Here is a 17,290-nt window from a genome sequence, read left to right as displayed (position 1 = left end):
GGCCGGGCTTAAGCGCGCCGTCCCGGCCTGTCCACGCCGGGCTCAGTCGAGCTTCTTCAGGGAGCCCAGGTCGACCTCGCCGTCCTGGCCGGTGAAGGTCAGGGTCTTGGCCGCCCCGTCCGCCTGCGCGACGCCGCCGATCCGGTGGTCGCCGCTGTCGTAGGTCGAGACCTGCCCGTCGCGGTCGACGAGGAGGCGGCGCTTGTCCGGGAAGAACGCGTACCTCATCCCGTTCTGCGCGCCGCTGGTCGCGGGCTCGCCGAGATCCTTCGGCCACCAGGGCTCCGCGCCCTTCATCGGTTTCATCGGCTCCATGGGCTTCATGGGTTCCATCGGCTTCATCGGCTCCACGGCGCGCACCTCCTGTCCGGCGAGAGACAGGAGGACGCGGCAGGCGCGGAAGGGTTGCACGCGGGCCCGCCCGCCCGGGCCCGGCTCAGAGCGGCGGCAGCCCCGGCGCCGGGCGCTCCCGCACCTGGCCATCGAAGCCGACATGGAGCTGGTGCTCGCGGCCGTCCCGGTCCTTCGCGGCCACCTCAAAATGGCGCGGCCCGCGGCCCGTGACCCGCACGTCGCCGTAGCCCGCCGCCTGGAGCGAGGCGGTCAGGGCGGCCATGTCGGGCTTCGGCCCGAGACCGAGCCGGTCCTTGGCCCAGTCCAGGCTGCCGGTCGGAGGGCCGCCGGCCGGCCCGAGCAGCAGCGTGCGCCCGTCCCCGTGGGTCAGGACCCGGGCGTGCAGGAAGCCGGTCTCGAAGCGGCCCTGCACCGTCACGGTCTCGCCCTTGGCGACGAGGCCGCCGCCCTCGCCCTCGCGGCCCGTCTCCACGAGGGCCCGCCCGGTCCCGTCCTGCACCACGAACTTGTTGCCGAAGATCTCCGCGACCTCACCCTTGATGGCGGTCGCGCCGGAGGGGGCCAGGGCCTGGATCGTTACCGGCGCGACCGGCGTCGGCTGGAACGGCGTTCCCTGCGCCAGGGACAGGCCGACGGCGCCCAGGGCCAGCGGCAGCGCCACCGCGCCCACCACCCAGGTCCGCCGCGGCACCGCCCGCGACGCCGGCTTGGCGGCCTCGGTCTCGCGGACTTCCCGCGCGGTCACGTCGATGGTCTTGTCGTCGCTCATGATCTCATCCTCTGAAGGGTCCGGATCGGCTCGATCCGATGCCCCTTCCTAGGGAGGCGCCGGCAATCCGGTCTGAACCGCGCGGTTCAGGCCCGGTTAAACGCGCCGCCCTAGAGCGCTCCGTGTGGAACCCGTGCGGGTTCAGAGGCTTGGCAGCGGGCGTTGATGCGGGCCGACAGGTCAGCCCCCGCGCGGCCGTCCCGGGAGCCCAGGTGAGACCACGGCCCTAAGTGCCGGCGGGGGCGGGCGAAACCGGCCGGCCGCCGCGGTCCAGACGGGGAGGTGAGACCGGTGAAGATCCTGCTGGTGGAGGACGACGCCGCCCTCGCGGCGGAGGTCGCCAAGGTCCTGCGCGCCGAGAACTTCGTGCTCGACCACGCCGCCACCGGCGAGGACGCCCAGCATCTCGGCGAGACCGAGGGCTACGACGCCGTCGTGCTGGATCTCGGCCTGCCGAAGGGCGACGGGGTGTCGGTGCTGCGGGCCTGGCGCGGGGCCGGCCGGACCCTGCCGGTGCTGGTGCTCACCGCCCGGGACGGCTGGAGCGACAAGGTCGCGGCCTTCAAGGCCGGGGCGGACGACTATCTCGTGAAGCCGGTGCGCGTCGAGGAGCTGGTGATCCGCCTGCGCGCCCTCGTGCGCCGGTCCCAGGGCGGGGGCGCGAGCCGGATCACCTGCGGTCCCCTCAGCTTCGATCCAGGTCTCGGCGCCTTCGAGCACGAGGGCCTGCCGCTCAAGCTCACCGGCCTGGAATGGCGGGTCCTGTCCTGCCTGATGCTGAACCGCGAGACCGTGGTGCCGCGCCCGCACCTGATCGAGCGCGTCTACGAGGGTGACGCCGACGTCGATTCGAACTCCGTCGAGGTGATCATCACGCGCCTGCGCCGGAAGATCGCGCCGGCGCGGATCGACAGCGTGCGCGGCCACGGCTACCGCCTGCACGCGGAGCCCGCCTGATGGCGGCGACGGCGCGGCGCCGCTCGCTCCGCACACGGCTGCTCGCGTCGGCCCTGGTGCTGGTGCTAGCGGCCCTGGTGGTGGCGGGCCTCGCCATCGGGGTGATCCTGCACCGCTTCGTGCGCGGGCAGCTCGACGGCCGGCTCGACGCGCAGATCGTCGCCCTGCGGGCCGGGCTCGAGGCCGGGATCCTCCCGCAGGGGCTCGACGCGCCGCCCTTCGACCGGCCCGGCCCCGGCTGGGCCTGGGAGGTGCGCCGTGGCGCCGAGACGATCCGATCCGGCTCCCTGCGGGGCGGGGACATCCGCCTGTCCGATCCCGGACCGGACGACGATCCGGGCCGGCCGCACCCGGCCTCGGGCACGGGGCCGCGCGGCGAGCCCCTCGTCGCCCGCGTGCTGGCCGTGCCCGGGCCCGAGCCGGCGACGATCGTGGTGGCGGCGCCGGAGGGGGAGCTGCGCGGGCCGCTGCGCGAGGCGCTGACGAGCCTCGCCCTGGCGCTCGGCATCCTCGGCCTGTGCCTGCTCGCGGGCCTGGCCTTCCAGGTGCGCCTGGGCCTCGCGCCGCTGACGCGCCTGCGCGCGGACCTCGCGTCGGTCCGGGCAGGGCGGCACGAGCGCGTGCCGGCGGACCAGCCGGCCGAGATCGCGCCGATGGTGGCGGAACTCAACGCGCTCCTCGACCAGAACGCGCAGAACCTGGAACGCGCCCGCGGCCACGTCGCCAACCTCGCCCACGCCCTCAAGACGCCGCTCGCCACCCTGTCGATGGCCCTCGCGGAGCCGGCCCGCGACCCGGACGGCGCCCTGCGCCGGCAGGTGGACGACATGGACCGGCGGGTGCGCCACCACCTCCGGCGCGCCCGGGCCGCGGCCCTGGCGGGCTCGGCCCGGGGCCGCACCGCCCTGGCGCCCCGCCTGTCGGACCTGCGCGCGGCGCTGACGCGGATCCACGCCGAGAAGGGCGCGGCGATCGACCTCGACGTCCCGGAGACCCTGTCGGTCTCCTGCGAGGGCCAGGATCTCGACGAGATGCTCGGCAACCTCGTGGACAATGCCTGCCGCTGGTGCCGCGGCCGCGTGCGGGTCTCGGCGGCGGCGCGCGACGGCGCGGTGGCCGTAGTCGTGGAGGATGACGGACCCGGCCTCGACCCGGCGGCGGCCTCCGCCGTCATGGCCCGCGGCCGGCGCCTCGACGAGGGCGTGCCGGGCCACGGCTTCGGGCTGCCGATCACCCTGGAGCTCGCCGAGCTGTACGGCGGCGGCCTGAGCCTCGGGCGGTCGGATCTCGGCGGCCTGCGGGCGGAGCTGCGGCTGCCGGCCTGACCGTGCCCCTCAGCCCAGCGCCTCCCGGAGGATCGGCCGGATCCGCGGATCGGCGCAGTGGGCCACGTTGAAGCGCATGTAGCCGTTCCACGCATCCGACAGGCTGAACGAGGTCCCGGGCGCCAGCACCATGCCGCGTGCCAGCGCCCGGCGGGCGACGTCGGCCCCGTCGCGCCCGTCGGGCAGCCGCATCCACAGGAAGAAGCCGCCCCGGGGCTGCGCCCAGGTCTCGAGGCCGCAGGCGCGCAGCTCCGCGGAGGCCTGCACCATCGCGCCGGCGAGCCGGCGGCGGGTCTCGGCGAGGTGCCGCCGGTAGGCGCCCTCGGTGATCAGCGCGTGCACCAGCGCGGCCGTGATGTGGCCGTTGCCGAGGCTGAGGGCGAGCTTGAGATCGACCAGCGGCTCGACCCAGTCGGCCCGGAGCGCGATCCAGCCGCAGCGCGCGGCCGCCGACAGGGTCTTGGAGAAGCTGCCGATCTGGATCACGCGCTCCAGTCCGTCGAAGCCGGCGAGCCGCGGGGCGGCCTCGGGCTCGAGGTCGCCGAAGATCTCGTCCTCGACGATGAGCGTGTCGTGCGCCTCGCACAGCTTGAGGAGCCGGTGCGCAACGGTCGGCGCGAGGCTCGCCCCGGTCGGGTTCTGGAGGGCGGCGTTGGTCAGGTAGAAGCGCGGCCGGTGCTGCTCCAGCAGGGTCGCGAGCGCCTGCAGGTCCGGCCCCTCCGGCGTGATCGGCACGCCGACCACCGCCACGCGCTGCGCGCGCAGCAGCGCCAGGAAGTTGAAGTAGCAGGGATCGTCGACCAGCACGGTGTCGCCGGGCTGGAGCAGGAACCGGCAGACGAGGTCCAGCGCCTGCGTAGCCGATTCGACCAGCACGATCTGGTCGGGCTCGGCGCCGACGCCCTTCTCGCCGACCTTGCGGGCGATCTGGTGGCGCAGGGGCTCGTAGCCGAGCGGCCGGTCATAGTTGGTCATCTCGGCGAGGTCGGCCCGGGCCACCCGGCGCAGGCCCCGGCGGATCGCCTCGTGGGGCATCCAGGAATCGGGCAGCCAGCCGGCCCCGGGCTTCAGCTGGTCGGAGCCGGCCTGCTGCGCCTGACGGGTGATCCAGAGCGGGTCGACGATCCGGTCGAGCCGCGGCCCCATCGCCTGGAGCGAGAGCGGCCGGGTCTTGCCGGCGACGTAGAAGCCCGAGCCCGGCCGCGGCACCACGGCGCCCTCGGCGGCGAGGCGCTCGTAGGCCTCCACGACGGTGGATTTCGAGACGCCCATCGTCTCCGCGAAGGCCCGGACCGAGGGGATCCGCACGCCCGGGACCAGCCGCCGCGCCGCGATCCGCTCGCGGATCTCGCCGACCACGGCCTCGACGCGCGTCCCTGGGCTTCTGACTTCGACCGTCATCCGTACTGCTCATTCGTCCGGACAATTCTTCCGAACCGTACCGAAGTGTTCCTGTCGCCGCCAGCCCCCGCCCGCCAGGATCGCGACGCCCCGGAACGATGGAGGAGGGGATCCATGACTCAGTGCCTGACAGAGACCGCCGCCCTGGAAACCCGGATCGGATCCCGGATCAGATCGCGCGGCGGATGGCTCGCCCGGATGGCCGGGCCCGTGCTGACGGTCGCCGCCGAGGTGCGCGCGGGCCTGACGCGGGCGGCGATGAACCGCCGCGTGCTCCAGCGCCTGTCGACCCTGTCGGACCGGGAACTGAAGGATATCGGCCTGACGCGGCAGGACGTGGCCGATGCCTGCGTGCCCGGCACGGTCGACGCGATCCACCTGCTGGTCGGCCGGCGCGACGAGCGACGCCACGCTCGGGCGGCCGTGCGGCCTTGGTGATGCGGTGGTGACGCGGCGGCGTGCGGCGTAGGGTGCGCGCATGACGCTGCGCGACGGGCTCGCCGCAATCCTGGTGGTCACGATCCTCGGGCTGGCCTTCGTGGCCATCAAGGTCGGCCTGGAGACGGTGCCGCCGCTGATGCTGTGCGCCCTGCGCTTCGGCTTCGCGGCGCTGCCGGCGGCGCTGGTGATCCGGCCGCCCCGGGCCCCCGTCGCCCTGGTGGCGGGGTTCGGCCTCGCCCTCGGGGTCGGCCAGTTCGGGCTGCTCATGACGGCGATCCGCCTCGGCATGCCGGCCGGGCTGTCGTCGCTCCTGATCCAGGTCCAGGTCCCGTTCACCGTGGCGCTCGCCTGGGCGCTGCAGGGGGAGCGCCCGCGCCGACGACAGATCCTGGGCGGCAGCATCGCGCTCCTCGGCGTCGCCGCGGTGGCGCTCGGGCGGGGCGGAGGCGCCCCGCTCGGCCCGCTGATCCTCGTCGTCGGCGCGGCCCTGTCCTGGGCCAGCGCGAACGTCGTCGCGAAGCGGATCGGCCGGGTCGACCGCCTGGCGCTGATGGTCTGGAGCAGCCTCGCCACCACGCCGCCCCTGCTCATCCTATCGCTGATCGTCGAGGGGCCCGGGGCGCTCACGGCGCTGGCGCATCCGAGCTGGGGGGCGATCGGATCGGTCGCGTTCCAGGCCTACCCGACGACGCTCCTCGCCTTCGGCCTCTGGAACGGGCTCCTGACCCGCTACCCGGCGGCCGCCGTAACCCCCTTCGCCCTGCTGGTGCCGGTGGCCGGCATCCTGAGCACGCATCTCGTCCTGGGCGAACCGCTGAGCGCCGACATCCTGGCCGGGGGAGGCCTGATCCTGACGGGAATCGCCCTCAGCCTGCGCGGGACGCGGCCGGGCGCGGTCGCTCCGCCGAGCTCTTCCCCCGAATCGTCGAAGGTGGCCTGACCGCACGGTCGAGCCATCACCCGTCCCGCTCGGGCGCGCGCGACTGCGCGTCGGCACGGTGCACCGCGAGACGAATTCTGATGGTGATATCGGGGGGGACGTGGCGCGGGCGACGGGGCTCGAACCCGCGACCTCCGGCGTGACAGGCCGGCACTCTAACCAACTGAGCTACGCCCGCACGGCGTGGTCGCTTCGAAGGGGCGTTTTGCCCGGCGACGGGGCGGGGTTTATGGGGCGCCCGGTGCCCTGTCAAGCGCGTCCCGCACGGATTCGCATCCGCCTCGATCCGCGACCGCCGCCGCAGGCATACCAGCCCCCCGACTCGGGCCTGCGCGCTTCCGTCGTGTTGCGCCGGCGCCGCGCGAGCCCATCTCGGACATGACCGACAGGACGACCGACAGCGCGCTTTGTGCGACGCGACAAGCCATTGTCACGGGCCGGCGGCTCGACTAAGCCTCCGGCCGCGCGCATCCTGGCATAAGAACAATTCCACGGGCGGATCCGGGTCGGCGTCGCACCGCGGTTTCACTCGTCTCGCGAGGCCCTGGCATGACCGGATTGTTGGCGGATTACCTGCCGCTCATCGTGTTCATCGGCGTGGCGCTGTTCATCGCCACGGCGCTGCTGGTCGTCCCCTTCCTGGTGGCCTTCAAGAGCCCCGATCCCGAGAAGCTCTCGGCCTACGAGTGCGGCTTCAACGCGTTCGACGACGCCCGCATGAAGTTCGACGTGCGCTTCTACCTCGTCGCCATCCTGTTCATCATCTTCGACCTCGAGGTCGCGTTCCTCTTCCCCTGGGCGATCACCTTCGGGGATCTGGGCTGGTTCGGCTTCTGGTCGATGATCGTCTTCCTGGGCGTGCTGACCGTCGGTTTCGTCTACGAGTGGCGCAAGGGCGCCCTCGAATGGGATTGATCTCCCGCCGCTCGCCGCCCGCACCGAATTCTTGAGTCGCCGATGGCCCTGATCACCGACACCAACCGCGCCCCCGCGATCGCGCCCCAGCCGAAGGGGATCATCGATCCCAACACAGGCCGCCCGATCGGCGCGGACGACCCGACCTTCCTGTCGATCAGCGACGAGCTGGCCGACCGGGGCTTCCTGCTCACCACCACGGACGAGCTGATCAACTGGGCCCGCACGGGCTCGCTGATGTGGATGACCTTCGGTCTCGCCTGCTGCGCGGTCGAGATGATGCAGATGTCGATGCCGCGCTACGATTGCGAGCGATTCGGCTTCGCCCCCCGCGGCTCGCCGCGCCAGTCCGACGTGATGATCGTCGCCGGCACGCTCACCAACAAGATGGCCCCGGCTCTGCGCAAGGTCTACGACCAGATGCCGGAGCCGCGCTACGTCATCTCCATGGGCTCCTGCGCCAACGGCGGCGGCTACTACCACTATTCCTACTCGGTTGTGCGCGGCTGCGACCGGGTGGTGCCGGTGGACATCTACGTGCCCGGCTGCCCGCCCACCGCCGAGGCGCTGCTCTACGGCGTGCTGCTGCTGCAGAAGAAGATCCGCCGGACCGGCACGATCGAGCGCTGAGGAGCGGCCATGACGAACGGCATCTCGATCCTGCCCCACACCCAGCCGGCCTACGGCGACGACGCCGTCTCGGCCCTGGCCGAGCGCGTCCTCGGCGCCCTCGGCCCGGCGGTCGTGTCCCACACCGTCGCGTTCGGCGAGCTGACGCTGGTGGTGCAGGCCTCCGACATCGTCTACGCGCTGACCTACCTGCGCGACGATCCGGCCTGCGCGTTCCGCAACTTCATCGACATATGCGGCGTGGACTATCCGCAGCGCGAGAAGCGCTTCGACGTGGTCTATCACCTGCTCTCCCTGCGCCATAACCTGCGCATCCGGGTGAAGGTGCAGACCGACGAGGTGACGCCGGTCCCCTCGGTGATCGAGGTCTTCCCGGCGGCCAACTGGTACGAGCGCGAGACCTACGACCTCTACGGGATCCTGTTCTCGGGCCATCCCGACCTGCGCCGCCTGCTCACCGATTACGGCTTCGAGGGGCACCCCCTGCGCAAGGACTTCCCGCTCACCGGCTTCGTCGAGGTCCGCTACGACCAGGACCAGGCGCGGGTCGTCTACGAGCCGGTGCAGCTGACGCAGGAATTCCGGAACTTCGACTTCTTGTCCCCGTGGGAAGGCACCGACTACGTGCTCCCCGGCGACGAGAAGACGTCGGCTTGAGCCGCGGAGAGCGTCCGTGACCGAACACAACATCCGCAACTTCGCGATCAACTTCGGCCCGCAGCACCCGGCGGCGCACGGCGTGCTGCGCCTCGTGCTGGAACTCGACGGCGAGGTGGTCGAGCGGGTCGACCCGCATATCGGGCTGCTCCACCGCGGCACCGAGAAGCTGATCGAGTACAAGACCTACCTGCAGGCGACGCCCTATTTCGACCGGCTCGACTACGTGTCGCCGATGAACCAGGAGCACGCCTTCTGCCTGGCGATCGAGAAGCTCGCCGGTATCGAGGTGCCGCGCCGCGCGCAGCTGATCCGCGTGCTGTTCTGCGAGATCGGCCGCCTGCTGTCGCATCTGCTCAACGTCACCACGCAGGCGATGGACGTCGGCGCCCTCACGCCCCCGCTCTGGGGCTTCGAGGAGCGCGAGAAGCTGATGATCTTCTACGAGCGGGCCTCCGGCGCCCGGCTCCACGCCAACTACTTCCGGCCGGGCGGCGTCCACCAGGACCTGCCGCCGAAGCTCATCGACGACATCGACGCGTTCTGCGACCCGTTCCTGCAGGTCGTCCAGGACCTCGACGACCTCGTCATGGCCAACCGCATCTTCAAGCAGCGCAACGTCGATATCGGCATCGTGTCGGTCGACGAGGCGATGGAGTGGGGCTTCTCGGGCGTGATGGTGCGCGGCTCCGGCATCCCGTGGGACCTGCGCAAGGCGCAGCCCTACGAGTGCTACGAGGAGATGGAGTTCGACATCCCCGTCGGGAAGAACGGCGACACCTACGATCGCCAGGTGATCCGCATGGAGGAGATGCGCGAATCCGTGCGCATCATGAAGCAGTGCGTCGCCAAGCTGCGCGAGCCCGCCGGCCAGGGGCCGATCGCCTCCGTCGACGGCAAGTTCGCGCCGCCGCCGCGCCGGGAGATGAAGCGCTCGATGGAGGCGCTCATCCACCACTTCAAGCTCTACACCGAGGGCTTCCACGTGCCCGAGGGTGAGGTCTACGCCGCGGTCGAGGCGCCGAAGGGCGAGTTCGGCGTGTACCTGGTGTCCGACGGGACCAACAAGCCGTATCGCTGCAAGATCCGCGCGCCGGGCTTCGCGCACCTGCAGGCGATGGACTGGATGTGCCGCGGGCACCTCTTAGCCGACGTGTCCTGCGTGCTCGGCACGCTCGACATCGTGTTCGGCGAAGTGGATCGGTAAGACAGAAGCGATGGCAAACCGCAGACTCGCCCCGGCCTCGGAGCAGCCCGAGAGCTTCGCGTTCTCCCCCGAGAATGCCGAGTGGGCCAAGACCCAGATCGCCAAGTACCCGGAAGGCCGCCAGGCCTCGGCGGTGATCTCGCTCCTGTGGCGGGCGCAGGAGCAGAACGGCGGCTGGCTGCCGCGGGCGGCCATCGAGGCGGTGGCGGCCGAGCTCGGCATGCCGAACATCCGCGTGCTGGAGGTCGCGACCTTCTACACGATGTTCGCCCTCGAGCCCGTGGGCCGCTTCTGGATCCAGGTCTGCGGCACGGTCCCGTGCGATTCCTGCGGCGCGCGGGGCCTCAAGGAGATGCTCCAGGCCCGTCTGGGCCCGGCCGGCCACGTCTCGGCCGACGGCAATTTCTCGTGGCTCGAGGTCGAGTGCCTCGGCGCCTGCTGCAACGCGCCGATGGTGCAGATCAACCAGGATTACTACGAGGACCTGACGCCCGAGTCCCTCGGCCAGCTGATGGACGACCTCGCCGCCGGCCGGCCCGTGAAGGTCGGCTCCCAGACCGGGCGCGTCTCGTCCGAGCCCCAGGACGCCGTGAACACCCTCACCGACCCGACGCTGTTCGACGGCTCGCGGGTCGGCGCGTGGCGCAAGCGCTTCGAGGAGGCCGGCAAGGCGGAGGAACCGGCCGCCAAGACCGGTGAAGCCGCGTCCAGCACGCAGCAGGCCGCCGAGAACCCGAAGCCGGCCCGGCCCGACGCCGGCCGCCCGGTCGAGCGTCCCGTGAGCGACGCCCCGGCCCAGCGCGCCGCCAACGGCGAGAGCCCGGTGAAGCCCGAGGATCGCGCCGACGCGGCCGAGCGCGGCCGCTCCACCGCCAAGCACGGCGCCGCCCGGCCGGGCGACGCGGACGTGCTCGACACGCCGGCCAAGCGCGTCGCCGAGGGCGAGCCCGCCGCCGGCGAGCAGGGCCACCAGGCGGTGCCGAACCGCGACGCCGTCCCGCAGCAGCCGGAGGCCTCCGGCGCCAGCGAGGGCGAGGTGGCGGCCGAGACCGAGGAGGCGCGCATCGCCGGCGCGCTCGCGGCCCTGCCGAAGGACGCGAGCCCCGAGCAGAAGGCCGACGCCGTGGGCAAGCGACCGCCGGGGCTGGAGGCCGCCCGCGCCGGCAAGCCGGACGAGCTGACGCGCATCAAGGGCATCGGCCCGGGCAACAGCCAGCGCCTGAACGGGCTCGGCATCTACCATTTCGACCAGATCGCCGCCTGGTCCCGCGACGAGATCGCCTGGGTCGGCACCTACCTCGCGTTCCCGGGTCGCATCGACCGGGAGAACTGGGTGGGGCAGGCCAAGGCCCTGTCGGCGCCGGCTCAGTGAGGACCTGACATGCTGTCGGATCAGGATCGCATCTTCACCAACCTCTACGGCCTGCACTCGCCGGGGCTGGAGGCCGCCAAGAAGCGCGGCGCGTGGGACGGGACCAAGTTCCTGCTGGAGCAGGGCCGCGACTGGATCATCGAGGAGATGAAAGCCTCCGGCCTGCGCGGCCGCGGCGGCGCGGGCTTCCCCACCGGCCTCAAATGGTCGTTCATGCCCAAGAAGTCAGACGGGCGCCCGCACTACCTCGTGGTCAACGCGGACGAGTCGGAGCCGGGCACCTGCAAGGACCGGGAGATCATGCGGCACGACCCGCATCTCCTGATCGAGGGCTGCATGCTGGCCTGCTTCGCGATGAACGCGCATGCCTGCTACATCTACATCCGCGGTGAGTACGTCGCCGAGAAGCACGCCCTCCAGAAGGCCGTGGACGAGGCCTACGCGGCCCGCCTCGTCGGCCAGTCGAACGTCCACGACTACCCGTTCGACATCTACGTCCACCACGGCGCCGGCGCCTATATCTGCGGCGAGGAGACGGCGCTCATCGAGAGCCTCGAGGGCAAGAAGGGCATGCCGCGGCTGAAGCCGCCGTTCCCGGCCAATATGGGCCTCTACGGCTGCCCCACGACCGTGAACAACGTCGAGTCGATCGCGGTCGCCGGCACGATCCTGCGCCGGGGCGGCGCGTGGTTCGCCGGCCTCGGCGGCAAGAACAACACCGGCACCAAGCTCTTCTGCGTCTCCGGGCACGTCAACAAGCCGTGCAACGTCGAGGAGGAGCTCGGCATCACCTTCCGCGAGCTCATCGACCGCCATTGCGGCGGCATGCGCGGCGGCTGGGACAACCTGCTGTGCTCGATCCCGGGCGGCTCGTCGGTGCCGCTGGTGCCGGCCGAGCAGATCGTCGACGCCAAGATGGACTTCGATACCCTGCGCAACCTGGGCTCCGGCCTCGGCACCGCGGCGGTGATCGTGCTCGACAAGTCCACCGACATCGTCGCGGCGATCACCCGGATCTCGTACTTCTACAAGCACGAATCCTGCGGCCAGTGCACGCCCTGCCGCGAGGGCACCGGCTGGATGTGGCGCGTCATGCAGCGCATGACCGAGGGCCGCGCGCAGAAGCGCGAGATCGACATGCTGTTCGAGGTCACCAAGCAGATCGAGGGGCACACGATCTGCGCGCTGGGCGACGCCGCGGCCTGGCCGATCCAGGGCCTGATCCGGCACTTCCGCCCCGAGATCGAGAAGCGCATCGACCGCTACACCGCCAACCCGCACGGCGAGCCTGTGCCGATGGCCGCCGAGTAAGGGCGCTATGCCGGTGTCCAACCCACAGCCTCATCCTGAGGTGCCTGCGTCAGCGGGCCTCGAAGGAGTCCTCCAGAGGTCGCGAGGCGGGCTGGACATCTCCTTCGAGGCTCGGCTGCGCCTCGCACCTCAGGATGAGGGCGTGGGTGGGATCCGGCCTCGCGCGTTTGGGCCAGTTTACGAGACGATCCGATGACAAAAATCCTCGTCGACGGCACCGAGGTCGACGTCCCCGCCGATTACACGCTGCTCCAGGCCTGCGAGGCCGCGGGGGCCGAGATCCCGCGCTTCTGCTTCCACGAGCGCCTGTCGATCGCCGGTAATTGCCGCATGTGCCTCGTCGAGCTGAAGGGCGCGCCGAAGCCGGTGGCCTCTTGCGCCTACGCGGTGAAGGATTGCCGCCCCGGCCCGAACGGCGAGCCGCCTGAGGTGCTGACGCGCTCGCAGGGCACCAAGAAGGCCCGCGAGGGGGTGATGGAGTTCCTCCTCATCAACCACCCGCTCGACTGCCCGATCTGCGACCAGGGCGGCCACTGCGACCTGCAGGACCAGGCCATGGCCTACGGAGTCGATTCGACCCGCTACACGGAGAACAAGCGCGCGGTCGAGGAGAAGCATATCGGCCCGCTGGTGCGGACCGCGATGAACCGCTGCATCCACTGCACCCGCTGCGTGCGCTTCCTCGCCGAGGTGGCGGGCGTGCCCGACCTCGGCGCCATCGGCCGCGGCGAGGACATGGAGATCACCAGCTACCTCGAGCAGTCGATGGCCTCGGAGCTCCAGGGCAACGTCGCCGACCTCTGCCCGGTGGGCGCCCTCGTGCACCGGCCGCAGAGCTACAACGTCCGCCCGTGGGAGCTGAACAAGACCGAGTCGGTCGACGTGATGGACGCGGTCGGCTCGTCGATCCGCATCGACACACGCGGCCGCGAGGTCATGCAGATCGAGCCGCGGATCAGCGAGGAGATCAACGAGGAGTGGATCTCCGACAAGACGCGCTACCACATCGATGGGCTGCGCATGCAGCGCCTCGACCGGCCGTACCTGCGCGAGAACGGCCGGTTGCGGCCCGCCTCCTGGGGTGAGGCGTTCCAGGCCATCGCCGCGAAGGTGAAGGGCACGGATCCGAAGCGCGTCGGCGCGGTCGTCGGCGACCTCGCGGGCGTCGAGGAGATCTTCGCACTCCGCGAGCTGGTCAGGAGCCTCGGCTCGCCGAACCTCGACTGCCGCCAGACCGACGCCGGCCTCGACCCGGCGCTCGGCCGCGCCTCCTACATCTTCAACCCGACCATCCCGGGCATCGAGGCGGCGGACGCGATCCTGATCGTCGGCGCCAACCCGCGCACCGAGGCCTCGCTGCTGAACGTCCGTATCCGCAAGCGCTGGCGCATGGCCCCGCTGGCGGTGGGCGTGATCGGCGAGCCGGTCGACCTGACCTACCCGAGCCACTACATCGGCGCCGGCCCCGACTCACTCGCGGCGCTCGCCCGCGGCGAGCACAGCTTCCTCGAGATCCTCAAGGAGGCGAAGGCGCCGCTCGTCATCGTCGGCGCCGATGCGGCGCCGGGCATCCTGGCCGCTGCCGCCTCCCTCGCGAAGGAGATCGGCGCGGTCTCGGCCGAGGGGAACGGCTTCGGCGTGCTGCACACGGCCGCGGCCCGGGTCGGCGCGCTCGATCTCGGCTTCGTGCCGGGGGAGGGCGGCCTGACCTTCGCGCAGATGCTGGAGCCGGGCGCGCTCGACGTCCTGTTCAACCTCGGCGCCGACGAGCGTGACGTCGCCCCGGGCGCCTTCGTGGTCTACCAGGGCAGCCATGGCGACCGCGGCGCCGCCCGCGCCGACGTGATCCTGCCGGGGGCCGCCTACAGCGAGAAGTCGGCGACCTGGGTGAACACCGAGGGCCGGGTCCAGATGGGCAACCGCGCCGCCTTCCCGCCGGGCGACGCCCGCGAGGACTGGGCGATCCTGCGCGCGCTCTCGGACGTGCTGGGCAAGCGCCTGCCGTTCGACTCGCTGACCGCGCTGCGCCGCGCGCTCTACGCCGCCCACCCGCATCTGGCGGCGGTCGGCGCCGTCGAGCCGGGCAACGTGACCGAGGCGGTCGACCGGCTCGCCGGCCTCGGCGGCACCGCGACCGGTCCGGCCTTCGCGTCGCCCGTGACCGACTTCTACCTCACCAACCCGATCGCCCGCGCCTCGCGGATCCTCGCGGAGTGCTCGCGCCTCGCCCGGGAGCGCGCCGCCGAGGCGCGGCCCCTCGCGGCGGCCGAGTAGGAGCTCAAGACCGATGACGCCGCTCGAAATCCTCGGGACCGTGCTCCTGATCGTGCTGAAGAGCTTCGTGCTCCTCGCCGCGCTCCTCGTCTTCATCGCCTACGCGCTGCTCGCCGACCGGAAGATCTGGGCTGCCGTGCAGCTCCGGCGCGGCCCGAACGTGGTCGGGCCGTTCGGCCTGTTCCAGTCCTTCGCCGACCTGATCAAGTTCGTGATCAAGGAGCCGGTGATCCCGGCGGGCGCCAACAAGGCGATCTACCTGCTGGCGCCGCTGGTCTTCGCGATGCTCGCCCTGTCGAGCTGGGCGGTGATCCCGCTCGCGGACGGCTGGGCGATCGCCGACATCAACGTCGGCATCACCTACATCTTCGCGATCTCGTCGCTCGGCGTGTACGGCGTCATCATGGGCGGCTGGGCGTCGAACTCGAAATACGCCTTCCTCGGCGCCCTGCGCTCGGCGGCCCAGATGATCTCCTACGAGGTCTCGCTCGGCTTCGTGATCATCTGCGTGCTGCTCTGCGCCGGCTCGCTCAACCTCTCGCGCATCGTGATGGCGCAGGACACCAGCCTCGGCCTGTTCGGCTGGTACTGGCTGTGGCTGTTCCCGATGTTCGTGGTGTTCTTCGTCTCGGCGCTCGCCGAGACCAACCGCCCGCCCTTCGACCTGCCGGAGGCCGAATCGGAGCTCGTGGCCGGCTACATGGTCGAATACTCCTCGACGCCGTACCTGCTGTTCATGCTCGGCGAGTACGTCGCCATCATGAGCATGTGCGCCCTCGGGACCATTCTGTTCCTGGGCGGCTGGCTGTCCCCGATCCCGTTCGCGCCCTTCACCTGGGTGCCGGGCGTGATCTGGTTCACCCTGAAGGCCAGCTTCCTGTTCTTCCTGTTCGCGATGGTGAAGTCCATCGTGCCCCGCTACCGCTACGACCAGCTCATGCGTCTCGGCTGGAAGGTCTTCCTGCCGATCTCCCTGATCTCGGTCGTCGTCGTCGCCTTCGTGCTCAAGCTGACCGGCCTCGCGCCGGGCGCCTGAGCCCCCCTTCGCATCGGAGATCCGGGCATGAAGCTCGATCAGGTCGCCAAGAGCCTCCTCCTGAAGGAGTTCGTGTCCGGGATGATCCTCGGCATGCGCTACTTCTTCAAGCCGAAGGCCACGATCAACTACCCCTTCGAGATGGGCCATCGCGGGCCGCGCTTCCGGGGCGAGCACGCGCTGCGGCGCTATCCCAACGGCGAGGAGCGCTGCATCGCCTGCAAGCTCTGCGAGGCGATCTGCCCGGCGCAGGCGATCACCATCGAGGCGGGCCCCCGGCGCAACGACGGCACCCGCCGCACGACGCGCTACGACATCGACATGGTGAAGTGCATCTACTGCGGCATGTGCCAGGAGGCCTGCCCGGTGGACGCCATCGTGGAAGGGCCGAACTTCGAGTTCTCGGTGGAGACCCGCGAGGAGCTTCTCTACGACAAGCAGAAGCTCCTGCTGAACGGTGACCGCTGGGAGCGCGAGATCGCCCGCAACATCGCGATGGACGCGCCGTATCGCTGAGCCGTCGTCCCGGGCACCGGTCGCCGGTGCCCGGCAGAAGATGACGCGAAAACAAGGCCCTAGAGCGTCGCACCGGTTCCCGGTTCCGGTGGGATGCTCTAGAGCCATGCCGGGGGCGCTGTTGTGCCCCCGTCGACCGGGTTCTATAGACGGGCCGCCCGCCGCGGACCGTCTCCACGCACGGCAGAAGGGGCCGCTCCGGCGGCCGATCCCGATCAGCGCATGACCGCAGCAGCCGCCTTCTTCTATCTGTTCGCGAGCATCACGGTCGCGTCGGGCTTCATGGTGATCGCCTCGCGCAATCCCGTCGCCTCGGTGCTGTTCCTGATCCTCGCCTTCGTGAACGCCGCCGGACTGTTCGTCCTGATGGGCGCCGAGTTCCTCGCGATGATCCTCGTGGTCGTCTACGTCGGCGCGGTCGCGGTGCTGTTCCTATTCGTGGTGATGATGCTCGACGTCGATTTCGCCGAGCTGCGCCAGGGCTTCCAGCAGTATCTTCCGATCGGCGCCCTGATCGGCGCGGTCTTCCTGGTCGAGATCCTGCTGGTCGTCGGCTCGTGGAGCATCGATCCGGGCCTCGTCCAGGCCCCGCTCGGCAACGTCGCCTCGGCCGAGAACCTCACCAACGCGCAGGCGCTGGGCCGCGTGATCTACACGGACTACGCCTACTTCTTCCAGCTCGCCGGCCTGATCCTGCTGGTCGCCATGATCGGCGCCATCGTGCTGACGCTGCGCGACCGGCCGGGCGTCAAGCGCCAGAACATCGCGGTCCAGAACGCCCGCACCCAGGCCATGGCGGTCGAGACCCGCAAGGTCCCCTCGCGCCAAGGTGTCGAGGTCTGATGCGCGCGCTGATGAGAGCCGGAGGAATCGAACGATGATCGGCCTGAGCCACTACCTCACCGTCGCGGCGATCCTGTTCACACTCGGCGTGCTCGGCATCTTCATCAACCGCAAGAACATCATCGTCATCCTGATGTCGGTCGAGCTGATCCTGCTCTCGGTCAACATCAACCTCGTCGCCTTCTCGACGCAGCTGAACGACATCACCGGACAGGTCTTCGCCCTGTTCGTGCTGACCGTCGCGGCCGCCGAATCGGCGATCGGCCTCGCCATCCTGGTGGTGTTCTTCCGCAACCGCGGCTCGATCGCGGTGGAAGACGTCAGCATGATGAAGGGCTAGGG

At 70.9% G+C, this 17,290-nt stretch carries 18 protein-coding genes and 1 tRNA gene; 15 read left to right on the top strand and 4 right to left on the bottom strand.

All coding sequences use genetic code 11. The features are described from left to right. Positions 1 to 42: 42 nt before the first annotated feature. Both BMY19_RS16290 and BMY19_RS16285 read right to left on the bottom strand, forming a co-directional pair. On the bottom strand, positions 43 to 411 hold the full coding sequence (locus BMY19_RS16290) for a hypothetical protein (protein WP_244534934.1): 369 nt from the start codon (positions 409 to 411) through the stop codon (positions 43 to 45). Between the two features lie 25 nt (positions 412 to 436). Then, positions 437 to 1,123 carry a DNA-binding protein gene (locus BMY19_RS16285; protein ID WP_100252291.1) on the bottom strand — a complete coding sequence of 229 codons (687 nt, stop codon included), beginning with the start codon at positions 1,121 to 1,123 and terminating at the stop codon, positions 437 to 439. Positions 1,124 to 1,414: 291 nt separating this feature from the next. On the opposite strand from BMY19_RS16285, the gene BMY19_RS16280 reads away from it, so the two are divergent. Together BMY19_RS16280 and BMY19_RS16275 are read left to right on the top strand one after the other, a co-directional pair. Beyond that, positions 1,415 to 2,080, top strand: coding sequence for a response regulator transcription factor (locus BMY19_RS16280; RefSeq protein ID WP_100252290.1), 666 nt, complete (start codon positions 1,415 to 1,417; stop codon positions 2,078 to 2,080). After that, positions 2,080 to 3,405: a sensor histidine kinase gene (locus tag BMY19_RS16275; protein WP_091680301.1), complete on the top strand. Its 1,326-nt coding sequence runs from the start codon at positions 2,080 to 2,082 to the stop codon at positions 3,403 to 3,405. Before BMY19_RS16280 ends, BMY19_RS16275 begins: the two co-directional genes overlap by 1 nt. A gap of 9 nt (positions 3,406 to 3,414) precedes the next feature. Here the strand turns inward: BMY19_RS16275 and BMY19_RS16270 are convergent, their stop codons facing one another. After that, a complete protein-coding gene (locus BMY19_RS16270; protein WP_020092232.1) occupies positions 3,415 to 4,806 on the bottom strand; it encodes an aminotransferase-like domain-containing protein in 1,392 nt (463 codons plus the stop codon). 114 nt (positions 4,807 to 4,920) lie between these two features. On the opposite strand from BMY19_RS16270, the gene BMY19_RS16265 reads away from it, so the two are divergent. Both BMY19_RS16265 and BMY19_RS16260 read left to right on the top strand, forming a co-directional pair. Then, on the top strand, positions 4,921 to 5,244 hold the full coding sequence (locus BMY19_RS16265) for a DUF1127 domain-containing protein (RefSeq protein ID WP_020092233.1): 324 nt from the start codon (positions 4,921 to 4,923) through the stop codon (positions 5,242 to 5,244). A gap of 40 nt (positions 5,245 to 5,284) precedes the next feature. After that, positions 5,285 to 6,187, top strand: a complete 903-nt coding sequence (locus BMY19_RS16260; protein ID WP_100252289.1) for an EamA family transporter — start codon at positions 5,285 to 5,287, stop codon at positions 6,185 to 6,187. 101 nt (positions 6,188 to 6,288) lie between these two features. Here BMY19_RS16260 and BMY19_RS16255 read toward each other — a convergent pair. Next, positions 6,289 to 6,365: transfer RNA gene (locus BMY19_RS16255), tRNA-Asp, on the bottom strand. A 371-nt stretch (positions 6,366 to 6,736) separates the two neighbouring features. Between BMY19_RS16255 and BMY19_RS16250 the strand changes: the two genes are divergently transcribed. From BMY19_RS16250 to nuoK, 11 genes are all read left to right on the top strand, one after another. Further along, positions 6,737 to 7,102, top strand: coding sequence for an NADH-quinone oxidoreductase subunit A (locus BMY19_RS16250; RefSeq protein ID WP_007560754.1), 366 nt, complete (start codon positions 6,737 to 6,739; stop codon positions 7,100 to 7,102). Between the two features lie 42 nt (positions 7,103 to 7,144). Beyond that, positions 7,145 to 7,732: a NuoB/complex I 20 kDa subunit family protein gene (locus tag BMY19_RS16245; protein WP_010686017.1), complete on the top strand. Its 588-nt coding sequence runs from the start codon at positions 7,145 to 7,147 to the stop codon at positions 7,730 to 7,732. A 9-nt stretch (positions 7,733 to 7,741) separates the two neighbouring features. Continuing rightward, the gene (locus tag BMY19_RS16240; RefSeq protein WP_056532537.1) at positions 7,742 to 8,389 is read left to right on the top strand and encodes an NADH-quinone oxidoreductase subunit C; all 648 of its coding nucleotides are present in this window, start codon (positions 7,742 to 7,744) and stop codon (positions 8,387 to 8,389) included. A gap of 16 nt (positions 8,390 to 8,405) precedes the next feature. After that, positions 8,406 to 9,596 carry an NADH-quinone oxidoreductase subunit D gene (locus BMY19_RS16235; RefSeq protein WP_020092237.1) on the top strand — a complete coding sequence of 397 codons (1,191 nt, stop codon included), beginning with the start codon at positions 8,406 to 8,408 and terminating at the stop codon, positions 9,594 to 9,596. A gap of 10 nt (positions 9,597 to 9,606) precedes the next feature. After that, positions 9,607 to 10,968 carry an NADH-quinone oxidoreductase subunit NuoE gene (nuoE, locus tag BMY19_RS16230; RefSeq protein WP_100252288.1) on the top strand — a complete coding sequence of 454 codons (1,362 nt, stop codon included), beginning with the start codon at positions 9,607 to 9,609 and terminating at the stop codon, positions 10,966 to 10,968. 9 nt (positions 10,969 to 10,977) lie between these two features. After that, complete coding sequence (gene nuoF, locus BMY19_RS16225) at positions 10,978 to 12,279, top strand: NADH-quinone oxidoreductase subunit NuoF (protein ID WP_100252287.1); 1,302 nt, start codon at positions 10,978 to 10,980, stop codon at positions 12,277 to 12,279. Between the two features lie 192 nt (positions 12,280 to 12,471). Next, a complete protein-coding gene (gene nuoG / locus BMY19_RS16220; RefSeq protein ID WP_100252286.1) occupies positions 12,472 to 14,553 on the top strand; it encodes an NADH-quinone oxidoreductase subunit NuoG in 2,082 nt (693 codons plus the stop codon). A 13-nt stretch (positions 14,554 to 14,566) separates the two neighbouring features. Continuing rightward, the gene (gene nuoH, locus BMY19_RS16215; RefSeq protein ID WP_100252285.1) at positions 14,567 to 15,589 is read left to right on the top strand and encodes an NADH-quinone oxidoreductase subunit NuoH; all 1,023 of its coding nucleotides are present in this window, start codon (positions 14,567 to 14,569) and stop codon (positions 15,587 to 15,589) included. Positions 15,590 to 15,616: 27 nt separating this feature from the next. Then, a complete protein-coding gene (nuoI, locus tag BMY19_RS16210) occupies positions 15,617 to 16,105 on the top strand; it encodes an NADH-quinone oxidoreductase subunit NuoI (RefSeq protein WP_007560744.1) in 489 nt (162 codons plus the stop codon). Between the two features lie 222 nt (positions 16,106 to 16,327). Continuing rightward, on the top strand, positions 16,328 to 16,948 hold the full coding sequence (locus BMY19_RS16205; protein ID WP_091977239.1) for an NADH-quinone oxidoreductase subunit J: 621 nt from the start codon (positions 16,328 to 16,330) through the stop codon (positions 16,946 to 16,948). A 34-nt stretch (positions 16,949 to 16,982) separates the two neighbouring features. After that, positions 16,983 to 17,288, top strand: coding sequence for an NADH-quinone oxidoreductase subunit NuoK (gene nuoK, locus BMY19_RS16200; protein WP_010686008.1), 306 nt, complete (start codon positions 16,983 to 16,985; stop codon positions 17,286 to 17,288). Positions 17,289 to 17,290 lie beyond the last annotated feature (2 nt).

This window comes from Methylobacterium sp. UNC300MFChir4.1, assembly GCF_900110155.1.
GTDB lineage: Bacteria > Pseudomonadota > Alphaproteobacteria > Rhizobiales > Beijerinckiaceae > Methylobacterium.
This window is presented reverse-complemented; position numbering and strand designations above follow the sequence as displayed.